Source organism: Methylotenera sp. L2L1 (genome assembly GCF_000744605.1).
Lineage (GTDB): Bacteria > Pseudomonadota > Gammaproteobacteria > Burkholderiales > Methylophilaceae > Methylotenera.
Genome location: NZ_JQMG01000001.1, coordinates 2,377,415 through 2,389,467 on the forward strand (window position 1 = coordinate 2,377,415; position 12,053 = coordinate 2,389,467).

The 12,053-nt window shown below is 39.7% G+C and carries 10 protein-coding genes; all 10 read right to left on the reverse strand.

The features are described from left to right. Nucleotides 1–246: 246 nt before the first annotated feature. Entirely contained in the window at nt 247–2,340 is a 2,094-nt protein-coding gene (locus FG24_RS11275) for a tetratricopeptide repeat protein (RefSeq protein ID WP_036303481.1), read from the reverse strand. A 40-nt stretch (nt 2,341–2,380) separates the two neighbouring features. Continuing rightward, nucleotides 2,381–3,409, reverse strand: coding sequence for a class I SAM-dependent methyltransferase (locus tag FG24_RS11280; protein ID WP_036303483.1), 1,029 nt, complete (start codon nt 3,407–3,409; stop codon nt 2,381–2,383). A gap of 64 nt (nt 3,410–3,473) precedes the next feature. Continuing rightward, a complete protein-coding gene (locus FG24_RS11285) occupies nt 3,474–4,586 on the reverse strand; it encodes a DegT/DnrJ/EryC1/StrS family aminotransferase (protein WP_036303485.1) in 1,113 nt (370 codons plus the stop codon). Then, entirely contained in the window at nt 4,587–4,997 is a 411-nt protein-coding gene (locus FG24_RS11290) for a sugar 3,4-ketoisomerase (RefSeq protein WP_036303487.1), read from the reverse strand. Between the two features lie 66 nt (nt 4,998–5,063). Next, the gene (locus FG24_RS11295) at nt 5,064–6,158 is read right to left on the reverse strand and encodes an FkbM family methyltransferase (protein WP_051901532.1); all 1,095 of its coding nucleotides are present in this window, start codon (nt 6,156–6,158) and stop codon (nt 5,064–5,066) included. Between the two features lie 49 nt (nt 6,159–6,207). Further along, entirely contained in the window at nt 6,208–7,239 is a 1,032-nt protein-coding gene (locus FG24_RS11300) for a hypothetical protein (RefSeq protein ID WP_036303488.1), read from the reverse strand. Continuing rightward, nucleotides 7,223–8,548, reverse strand: coding sequence for a radical SAM protein (locus FG24_RS11305; protein ID WP_036303490.1), 1,326 nt, complete (start codon nt 8,546–8,548; stop codon nt 7,223–7,225). Before FG24_RS11305 ends, FG24_RS11300 begins: the two co-directional genes overlap by 17 nt. Then, nucleotides 8,533–9,642, reverse strand: coding sequence for an iron-containing alcohol dehydrogenase (locus FG24_RS11310; RefSeq protein WP_036303492.1), 1,110 nt, complete (start codon nt 9,640–9,642; stop codon nt 8,533–8,535). The genes FG24_RS11305 and FG24_RS11310 overlap by 16 nt, the downstream gene beginning before the upstream one ends. A gap of 51 nt (nt 9,643–9,693) precedes the next feature. Further along, nucleotides 9,694–10,872 (reverse strand): Gfo/Idh/MocA family oxidoreductase, encoded by a 1,179-nt coding sequence (locus FG24_RS11315; RefSeq protein WP_051901533.1) that lies wholly within the window; start codon nt 10,870–10,872, stop codon nt 9,694–9,696. A gap of 11 nt (nt 10,873–10,883) precedes the next feature. Further along, nucleotides 10,884–12,038 carry an ATP-grasp domain-containing protein gene (locus tag FG24_RS11320; protein ID WP_160172177.1) on the reverse strand — a complete coding sequence of 385 codons (1,155 nt, stop codon included), beginning with the start codon at nt 12,036–12,038 and terminating at the stop codon, nt 10,884–10,886. Nucleotides 12,039–12,053: the final 15 nt, after the last annotated feature.

Sequence of the window (12,053 nt, forward strand, 5' to 3'; positions counted from 1 at the left end):
GTTTTTTAGAAAGTTTAGGGTCAGATTTAAATATTTTTTAAATTCTGTTTTTCCTACTGAATACTTTCTTGTTCACCTATCAATTAAGCAATCCTGATGTTTAGGATATCGGTAATATCAGAAAAATCTTTAGCAGATTTTTTGTGGACTAGCATTTTTTTAAGTAGAGTGTGATATTGGATTGGATCCAACACATTGATTTTATTTGGTTAAAATTAAATTTAAGTAAAGATAATCTGCAACAGATTACATATCAACTACTGCTGTAGCAAATGATATTGCTGACTGCTTTTTGCACCATCGCATCCACATATGACGGAATGCGAGCACTAAATGGTCACTGATTAACTTAGGTTGATTAAGCGCAGACGTACTAAATTGTTTGCGCAATTGGGCACGAACTTGAGATAAATATTGCAGGTGCTGTGACCAATATAGACCTTGATTCACAAAATCTTCATGCGATTTCACGACAAAGTCAGTTAAATCCAAATGCAACATGATGGCCATTGCACCACGGCTCATGAGGCTTTTTCCTTCCACACACAACGTTGGCACGCCCATCCATGCTGCGTGACAAGTCGTTGTGACTCCATTCGACGGGAATGTATCTAAACAAATGTCCACCTGATGATGCAACTTTAAGTAGTCTGCCATTGTATTGCGATGGTGAATAATCAGTCGATCTACACTAATTGCATGGTAAGCAAAGGCTTTGATGATTGCATCATAACTGCCATCTTGCGGCATTGACCCTAATAGTAGTTTTGAATTAGGTATTTCATTAAGCAGCTTTGACCATAAGCTAATGACACTAGGGGTGATTTTTTCTACGCGATTAAAACATCCAAACGTAATAAAGCCATTGTTAAACGCTGGCAACCCATTCACTTCTGGCGATAGTTCTGACGGTATAAATGGTGCATTGGCGGGTAACTGAACAATTTTTTCCGTAAACTGTTCATCAAACTGATTTGGCGGTAAAAGATGTGCGTCCGCTAAATAATAATCTATTGCGCTTAAGCCTGTGGTTGCTAGATACCCTAGCCAACTCACTTGTATTGGTGCAGGCTTCATTGCAAAACTGATCAACCGATTACCTGCGGTGTGTCCATCTAAATCAACGAGGATATCAATCTTATCTTCTTTAACCCTCTGGGCTAAAGCTACATCTGTTAACTCATCCACTTTAAGCCAATGCTTAAATTTAGATTTAAGTCGCTGTGTGACATTGTCTTCAATTGCACTAGCTGAATATGCATACAAAGAAACGTCTGTCAGTGACGACAGATGCTCAAGCACTGGCTCAAAAAAATTGACTAAAGAGTGTTCTCTAAAGTCAGCTGAGACAAAACCAACATTTAAACATTTTGTTGTATTACTTTTGTGTGTATGTTTTGGCCATGCTGATTGATAAACGGCCTCATATTGCATTCCAAACCTGCGATGCTCTGCGATTAAGTCTGCTGTACTTACAACATCAGCATGTGAAAGGCAGAACAATAAATTGCTGTAACAACTGGCATATCCAGGGTTGATTTCAAGTGCTTTTCGGTAATAACCTACAGCAGACACAATGTCGCCCATATCTTTAGAAACAATGCCTAAATTATTATAGGCAGCAGCATAGTCTGGCTGAAGCTTGATGGCACTCCTAAAAGCATCGGCAGCATTGGCTAAATCACCCTGCCCCTTTAAGACCAAGCCGTAATAGCAGTGCTCTTTGGCGTCATTTAAATTTAATGCTAAGGCTTGATTGGCCACTAATCTGGCATCTTTTTTTTGTACAAGCAAGGTGTCGCTTAAGATTTTCCAACCATCAAGCCAGTTAGGATAACGCTCAAGCAATGGTTGTAATGCGATTTCGACTGCTTGGTAGCGTTTATTGAGAAATAACTGAATCAGCTTTTCTTGTATATACGCTTCTGGCACACTTACAGACTCTGCAGCATTTAACATAGCTTGCTCAGATTGTCGCCTTACAAGCAACTGTTCCAGCTGCTCAACTGGCTCTCCACTAAGGCCAGCATCTCGCCCATAGGATAGCACTAGCTTAGCATCTTCATAGTAAGCCGCATCTATCAACGCATTGATATAGCTCAACCAGTATTCTGCTTGTTGAGGGTCTGACTCTAGTGCTATATTAAAATAAGGCAAGCTATCTAAAGCGCGTAGACTTTCTAGCAACAACGACCCTAAGTAGTAGTTTGCTTGAGGCTGCTGAGCGTCTATTGCTAATATAGCTCGCAACTTATTTTCAGCAGTTAGCAAATCACCTGATTGATATAAGCTCACAGCGCACTCAAGTGTATGAGCAATGTTCTGATTATTTTGAATCATATCAATGGGCTATATCTATCAGGTACTACATCCATAACAACTACTTAGATTTCAACATCTCTGCAAGTTCACCAGCTAAGGCCTGTGCTGTTTCAGGTTTTAGCCCATGCAGCTGACCCAACGCCAATACATCAGCAATTGAGTGTGTAATCCCAGACATCATCAATGCATCGACATAAGTGACCCAATATTGCTCAATTGCAGGATTTGACTCAACTGCCGTCTCTAGTCGAGGTAGGGCATCTGCCGCACTTTTTTGGCTCGCTTCAATCAAGCCCAAGCCATAGTTAGCTTCTGCATTCCGCGGCTCGATATTTAATATTTCAATAAATAAACTTTGAGCTTCTTCTAAATGACCATCACGATGCTTTGACTGTGCAAGTGACAATACATCCTGAATAGCCTGCTGCATATCCTGCGCAGCTGGGTTAGTTTGGCTTGGATCAAAAGGCTGCTCTGGCAAATGCTGCCTTGCTAGATTCAACAACTGCTCATTATCCACATTAGACACACAAGCCAACGCCCATAAATCAAAATAACTCGGTCGACAGTTTCCTACCACCTTTGAAAAACCAGACGATTCTAAAGTACCTAACAACACGTTTAGTGTAAAACCGCAGCGATGCGACATGTAAAGGTTACCTTGACTCATCGGCGGACGGTGACCGTATAGAATATCTAACGGAGCGATTGGTCCGGCTGGAGAAATATAAGCTGGCTCAGTTAACTTACCCTGTGCAACTAATGCACAGACTGATTGTAAATCTGGGCAAGTAATCACAACAAAGCCATCAGGGCGAAGTACACGTTTAAATTCTGCCAATGCAATTGGCACTTCATGCGGGTAAAGGTGTTCAATATTGTGAGATGAAAAAATTGCATCTACACTGCTAGATGGCACTGCAGACATATCGGTCATGGTGCCAACCACATCCGGATTTACTGCCGGATTAATATCTAAGCGCAATTCATTCCAACTGCTGATATCAAACCCCTGTGGGCGGCTTGGTTGTTGCGTGACAGGATCAACATAAAGAGGACCGCAGCCCACATGTAAAAAAGTTTTCATTCCCAATGATCCTATTTTTAAATTAAACCTATATAAATTTAGCTTGTTAAAATGACAGTTAGTTTTACACCTGATGGATTGCTGTTAATACTGAAATCACATAATCAACATCACTAGCACTTAGATGGGGACCTATCGGTAAACTCAACACTTCTTTTGCTAAGCGTTCTGCTACTGGCAGACTTCCGAGCTTAATATCAAGTGCCTGATAAGCTTTTTGCAAGTGTGGAGCTACTGGATAATGAATCAAGGTCTGTATGCCTGCTGATGCCAACTGTGATTGCAATGCGTCACGTTTAGGCGCAGTCACTACATATAAGTGCCACACAGGATCTGCCCATGTTGGCACATGAGGCAACTCTAATGCTAAACCACCCAAGGCTTGACTATACGTTTTTGCGATAGCCTGACGACGTTGATTCCATGCATCAAGATGCTTGAGTTTCACCGAGAGTGCTGCCGCCTGAATTGGATCCAAACGGCTATTGACGCCACGCTCTCCATTGTAATATTTAACAGCAGAGCCATAATTACCTAATTCGCGCACCCGTGATGCAATTGCTTCATTATTGGTCGTAACTGCCCCACCATCGCCCAACGCACCTAGATTTTTACCTGGGTAAAAACTCCACGCGACGACATCACCATGACTGCCAATTTTTTTTCCGCGCACCTGAGCACCGTGTGCTTGTGCTGCATCTTCAACCACGGCCAAGCCATATTTTTTTGCTAAAATACAAATTGCATCAATGTCTACAGGTATGCCATATAAATGTACGGGCATAATCGCCTTAGTGTTAGGCGTAATACAACGTTCAATGCTGGCAACATCTATATTATAACTACCTGATGCGGGCTCGACTGGAATAGGCTTTGCACCAACGGCACTGACCGCAAGCCAAGTAGCAATAAAAGTATGTGAAGGCACAATGACCTCATCCCCTGCGCCTATGTCTAAAGCACGTAATGCCAGCGTTAATGCATCTAAGCCATTACCGACTCCTACACAATATTTTGCATCCGTGTAAGCAGCAAAGTCAGCTTCGAAGCTTTCTACTTCTGGGCCACCTATATACCAACCAGAACGGCTAGCCCTCAGTACAGCGTCATCTAACTCACGGCTTAGTTCACTATAAGCAAATTTAAGGTCTAAAAATGGTACGCGTATATCACTCAATTACTTTACCAATCTGGCATTCATAAAAGCATCATAATTTCGGTAATAGTCATCTTCAGCATATTTAGTAGAAGCTAACACCATCAATACTGAGCCTGATGAAAAGTTGTCCATCGTTCGCCAAATCATTGGGCATATATATAAGCCGTAATAAGAACGGGCTAGGTGAAATTTCTTTTTATCTTTGCCGTCATCTAAAGTAATATCAAAGCTACCTGACATTGCTATTATTAATTGGTGTAGGTTTTTGTGTGCGTGACCTCCACGGTCTGTGCCACCAGGCACGTCATACACGTAATACACGCGCTGTATTGCAAAAGGAACTTGGCTGTCACTCTCAACAAATGACAGATTGCCGCGTGGGTCTGACATCTTGGGTAACTCAATGACTCTACAATCGTCTAACGGCATACTGATTAACCCCTAATTTCTGCATTTTTAGACCACTCTATATTGCTCATAGCATATAGTCTCATATCAGTTCTTTGGCACAAAGAACATGACCGTTTCGTATATGCATTCTGTGTAATGACGCATATAAACCTCATAATCATCGCGTATAGAAAAAATTAATTTCGGAATTTTCCAGAAGTCACTTGGTTTGTGATAAACGCTTATAGCAAGTCTGGGATGATGAGTTGCTATTGTGTTGCGTGCACCTTCAAGTGCAGCAATTTCCTCACCTTCAATATCCATTTTTATAAAAGTTGGCGTATCCACGTCAGTTAACACATCATCAAGCCTAACTACATTAATATTTACTGTGCCATCTCCTGAAATTCTAGATCCAGAACCTTGAACCTCTATCTTCATCGTTGCCTTGTTACGAGATAAAGCCAAGTTATGAACATGAATATCGCTATAAGCGCTCAGATTATTGAGGCATTTCTGATAATTAGTGGGTTCAGGCTCAAAAACATGAATTGCTTTGTAATTTCGAGCTCGCTTAATAAACTCCAAACTTGTAAATCCATCGTAACCACCAACATCGATGAAAGTTTCATCATTAACATCAAGGTTAAGAAAGTCTTCGAAATATTGAGCATCCTCTTTGCAGACAAATCCTTCTAAATAAGCTAAATCATACTCTAGCCTAAAATTTACAAGCTTATTGAATATGTCGCGAGAGTTTTGATCTTGCAATAAATCATAGATCCAACTGTACTGCTCTTCATTAGCAGAATATTCTTCTGAAAACCCTTCGTTAAATCGCATCTCGATCAAAGATAATCCAGAAAGCCTATAGAAAGAAAAATAATCAAGATTTCTTAATCCGGCTTCTGATAATCTCTTCCTTGCAGAAAGTGGCCGGCCACCAGCAGAGTTGAGAACAAGTGCATCCTTTGGAACATCAGCAAGCTTGAGGACAGGAAGGCCAAGATAGTCTTTATCATTGGTATAATCATCAATAAATCCACTTACATTAACTTGTCCAGCAACACATTCAGCATAAACATTTCGACCAAGAATATATTTCGGTTGAGATCCGATAAAACAAAACTCGGCGCAAAACTGCCTTGCCTCTTCTAAAGAACTAGCTCTATTAGGATTTTTAAGTAGATTGAAACTCACACTGATATTTTCCAATAATTTGTAAAAAACGCGAGATGATAAGTTTTTTTCATATTAATCGATGTAGGCCAGATGCGCTACAGCGGACACACAGTTGCTGCCTTAGCTTTATAAAAGTGTCGTTGTGTAAATCCTCTATAGAAAAGTCGGTCAATGACAAGTTTTCATAAAGTGAACATGTTTTTAACTTAAAAGCCCCATCAATGACAGGAAACATCCTCCGAGATAAACAAAATTTACCTGGCTTAACCTTATAACAAGTCTGGAAATCGAAAGCGTTAGCCTCAAAGTCACTCAAAAGACCGTCATAATACTCGGGATGATATGCATCTAAAAAAATTCGATGATGGTTTCTAACACCTAACATTTCCATCTGTTCATTAGTCATTAACACATATGCTTTGGGATCTTGAAGCAGGTAACTTTCAAGCGTGGATAGAAAATCCTTCGCGATTTCATGTGGAATATTTGTATTGATAAAATTTATCTCCATCGCATAGTGATGCAGAACAAGCTCTTTTATCGCAAAATCTTTTACAGATGGGTATAACACATATTTGATATTCAGCCTGGACTCATACATCTTCACACATACATCGATTAGAGGGAGTATGCAGGGAGTTTTTACCAAGATATCAACACCACCCAAAGTATTAATCTTACAAATGGCGTTTAGCACCTTAGCAAACTCTATCTGATTTACTTGATCAGTAACGTTGCGTAAATCAAACACAGCTCTATTTCGAATTAATTGGTGATAACTAAGATAATCCTTTTCAGGCAACAAATTAGCTTCTTTTGCTATGCTATTTAAAATGCCACCCGATGATGGGGACGCAAATATGAATAATGGCTCAGGATGTTCAGAGGTGTTTTTTTCACAAACTCGGTTTTTAAAATCCTGAACACTTATCAATGTACAAACAACATTATTCGCAGTTAATAACTTATTGTATTCATCGGCAGTTACACCAGAACCAACAATAATGAGCGCTCTGTCAAGCGTTCTTCTTTTTAAGGCTATTACCCAATTGATATCAAATGGGTTAGATAACTCACATAATTCATAACCTAACGACATTACGGATACCATCAACGTCATCTATTCTTATGTTGACATCAAAAAATCGATGAACCCCATTATCCATACATGTAGTGCAGAACGACGAGTTATTTCTAGTTTCAATAAATTCGGAAAGAGGATGCTCGAGATATGCCCATTGCTTAACGGTGGGTTTTTGCATATTGCAACAATGTAACACCTTCCCATCCCAGCTAACAGTTGGGAAAGCATTGATAATATGGCAATTACTATCTTTTCTAGCCTTTGCGAACTCAAGCTGATCTTCTAACGAGAAAAGCAGATGTTCAGATGCATCCATCATCACCTGGGGAATAGGTGCCCCAGACACTGCATGCTTAAAAACCTGCCCTGGGAATAAATGAGCTACAATTTCTATGAGCGAGAATCCAAAATCATGCGCCAACTTCCTCATGTAATCCAAATCCTCATAGAGATTGTCTTTGTACAAGTGATACATTATACGAACGTTGTAATCTAGATTATATTTTTGCTTGAACTCAGCTATTCGCTCCAAACCTTTCAAATAGTTATCCCAAGAACCACCAGTGCGCCCTCTTTCATACCGCTCACCAACCCCAGCGCAAGGTGCTACTATCTGATCAGGCTCTGCTAAAAGAAAATCGTCCAGATACTTTTGATAATCTAAATTTGTTGAAACTTCACTGGCTACGCCTTGCCTTCTGCATTCGCGAATAATCGCTGAGATGTCGGGATTAAGAAGCGGCTCTCCCCATGTATACAAAGCTAAAGAATTCATTAATGGAATTTCTTCCGTCATCTTTTCTAGTACTTTTTTGAAAGAGTCAATAGACATATGTCCGCGCCCCTTATTGGCGCCAGGTAATCCCATATCACAAGTTTTACAATACAAATTGCATTTCCCAGCTACCTCAATAGTAGGAAAATGTCGGCATACGTCTAGTGGCGTAAACAGAGATTTATGTCTTATGAGTCCTTTTGTTTCCGCTAACTCAAGGTATCTTTTTTTCCACTCCCTGTCTTTCGTACATATGAATAATAAGTCAGTGTTCTGATTACAGTTTTTAAAATACTCATCTGGGCTTAATATAGGCAAACCATGTCTATTACCTGTAAATCGGCTATCAACAAATGCTTTAACATTAAGACCTAGTGCCCTCAATCGTTTTGAAAGCCCTATTCCTTCAAGATTAATAGAAAATATATATATATTTAAATTTTTTGCGAGGCTTAAGAACTCCGAATGATCGACTGGAGCCCCTCGCAACAAAGAGTCATCCCGAATATAGGAGTTACGAGGCTGAAAAGATATTATGTTCTCAGACATATAAACGCTACCTCCTCTTTATTAAGATTAGGGCATAGATGCTCAACTTCATTGCACCACTCAATGTAAGCTTCTGAGTTCATTTCAGAAAAACTCGTCTGCATCCCAAGTTCAGAAAAAAATCCTACAATAGTATCAATTGCATCAGTTCGGCTTAATTTATCTGAAACACTTTCATGACCTAATGCTAAAGCTATAGACCTTAATCTTTCTATTGGATTTCGATCAAGACTTAGTGTTTTCGTTAGTACCATGGCAATCGTTTGTCCATGTCCAAAAGACGTAACACTAGCCACTGAATGCGCCACCTCATGAGTCAACCAACTAGGCTTAACCCCTCTCGAAAGAAGACCGGATGATACCATTGAGCCAAACCAAGCCAGTCTTGCATAATCATCCAAGCTTGGTGTAGGCATGCATTGAGCAAGTTTACGCCCAATATCTAAAAAAGATAAAGTCAGTGAGTCTTGGATAAGATTTTCATCCCTTTGCACTAAATACTGATCAATAGCATGTGAAATTGCGTCAGTTAGTCCAGACGCAAAATCATTCACACTCAACGATTCATAAAATAACGGGTCTTGAACACTAAACTGAGGATAGGAATACAAACTAAAATAGGATCGTTTGAAGTTGTCAACATCATCCTTAAGCACATATGCATTATTTGACTCTGCCCCTGAACCTGGTTTTGTAGATATTAATCCAAACTTTGTTGTTTTATTTAGTAACATAGGGGATATGTCTTTAAGTTCATACGCGTTAATCTTATTTCCGAAACATACCGCTAACGCTTTTGTGGTATCCATAACGCTTCCACCGCCTACTCCAATGATTAAATCAGTATCTTGATTTAATTTACCAAGTAAGCTATTAACGGCACTCTGAGTTGGTTCTTGATTATTTGTTTCATAAAAATCAACTCTCAAACACTTATTGATTCCAGCAAAGAAAGTACGCACGTTGGGATACCTACCAAGAGTACTGCTATGTATGACTGCCAACGTTGTCTGCTGTGGAATTTCATATACAACTTTCTCAAGAGCATCGCCTCCGTGAATTAACTTAGTGGGATTGAAATTATAGAATTGCATATTGTGATCCTGAGAATATCCATGAACAAACATCAAATAGGGTAACTAGGCTCATTTCACAGTAACCCAGCTTTTATCTTTTGATGACCGTGCAATTGCTTCTAGCATAAACAAGCCTTCGAGCGCTTCTTCAACACCAAAGACATAGGGGTTATTTGTACTTAAACACCCCTGCTTAAAAGAATGTAATGCTTCTGCGATATCACAATAAGTGTTTGCAAAAGCCTCAATAAATCCAGCTGGGTGACCTGCTTTAAAACGGTTATAGCGGAGTTGGTTACTGACCGTTACTTCTGGATGAGCACGGTCAATAACACTCTTTCTGCCATGCTGATCAGTGAAATGTAGGTACTCAGGATTGTCCTGATACCACTCTAATGAACCATTCGATCCAAATAGTCTAACTTTCAAGCCATTTCGATTTCCTAGCGCAGTTTTGCAATACCAAACATTGCACGCCAGGTTTCCCGAATACTTTGCTATACAAATTACACTATCTACGATTTGATTAAAATTACCAAAGGTGTTGCTAACTGCCACTAATTCAAGGGGAGATTGATTAGTTAAAAATTTGACGATAGAGTGAACATGCACACCAAGATCGAGCGATACTGTAGGCACACGGCCATCATGAAGCCTCCATTCTTGTGGAGTAATAGGCGTGCCATCCAATGCTAGCTTAGTAAAACCGTCCTGTGGCATTTCTATATGAATTTGCTCTAGAGTGCCAAGCTTTTGCGCTTGAACCATCGCTTGGAACTCACGAAGCATTGGATAACCTGTGTAGTTATATGTCACATTCAAAAAACCACTTTTTTCTTCCAACAAGTGACGTACCTCTAAAGCTTCATCGGCAGTGGTAACCAAGGCCTTTTCACAAATAACAGGGAGCCCAGAGGAAAGACATGCTTGAATTTGCTGTTTATGTTGATTTGTTGGCGTCAGAATTACAACAGCATCCAAATGCTCTATTTCATTTTCAAATAAAGACTCCATACTTTTATAAGTGCGGGCACCAGATACGCCATATTGTTTAGCTGTCTCTTTATTGACATCTTCATTTCTACTAAAACAACCTGCAACCAACTCAAATCGCTGATCCATTTCACTAGCTATTCGATGCACCCGTCCAACAGCAGAGTTAAATGCTCCACCAACAAACCCCAAACGCAATTTTTCAACGCCAGCCGATGTATCTGTAACTTGTGAATGAGCTAAACCTGATTTCAAAATGAAGTTTCCTAATGAGTTTGAATTGAGACAAATTGATCTAAATTAACCGTAACCTCTTGCATCTGCTGCTGATGCAGATACTCAATAAAAAGAATTGCCAATTTGTCATATGGTGCAGCTCGAAGAAGTTCGCCACTAGATTTCAATGGAACAATTTGCGTCTGTTTTGAGGGAATGTTGCATGAAAAACTAAAAATAGCCGTTTGCTCGACAACAGATATTGTATGCCTGCCAATCACTTTATATTTAAGGCTTTGATCTTGATTAATGTCTGGCAGTTTTTGATTGATAAAGGGTTTAATGTATAAATCTATATAATCAATATCTGTAGAAAGCGTTATCATTTTTCCATATAAATCCCCTGGGCAACGCCTCATACACTCAATTATCCAGAATTGATTTTGGTTAACGATGAATTGTGTATGCAACAAGCCATCGCTGAGCTTCAGTAAACTTACTAATTTCTGAATCGCGAGTGCAACAGCTTGCTTGACTGCCGTTTTCAGCAATGATGGGTGATTTGAACAGTTAACTTGGTATGGATATACAGTGCAAAACTCGTCAGCAAAAAACTCTGTTATGATTTTTCCATCTTGAATAAATGCAGAGTGACTGTGAAGCTCTCCTTCAACAAACTCTTCTACAACAAACTCTTCAGAGCGCGAACTTTTTAAAGCAAGTGCAATGGCCTCTGTGAGCTCATTAATACTGTTTACTTTAGTGACGCCACGACCACTAAAACTATCAACGGGTTTAACAAGCAAGGGGAAGTTTAACGCTAAGGATTTATTAATCTCATTCGCGTTTATTTGCAAAAACTTAGGTGTTGGCAATTGATATTGTTGTGTAAAAATTCTGAATAGTCTTTTGTTATATAACGTCAAAGCCACTTCATAAGCGTCAAAACCAGGGTAAGTAAGACGCTCCGCCGCCAAAGTAGAAGACATATAAGCGTAATCGTTGCATGACGGTACAATAAAATCGAACTTCTCTTGTGCGATTAAACTGATAAGTGCGTCTGGATTAGAGTAATCGATAAAATATGATGCGTCTGCGTATTGATGGCATGGATCAGTCCGATCATTACCGCAAACAGACACATGCATATTTTGGCTTTTTAACGCAAAAAATATGGGAGCTGCGCTAAAGCTACTGCCAACCAATAGCGCTCGTTTTGG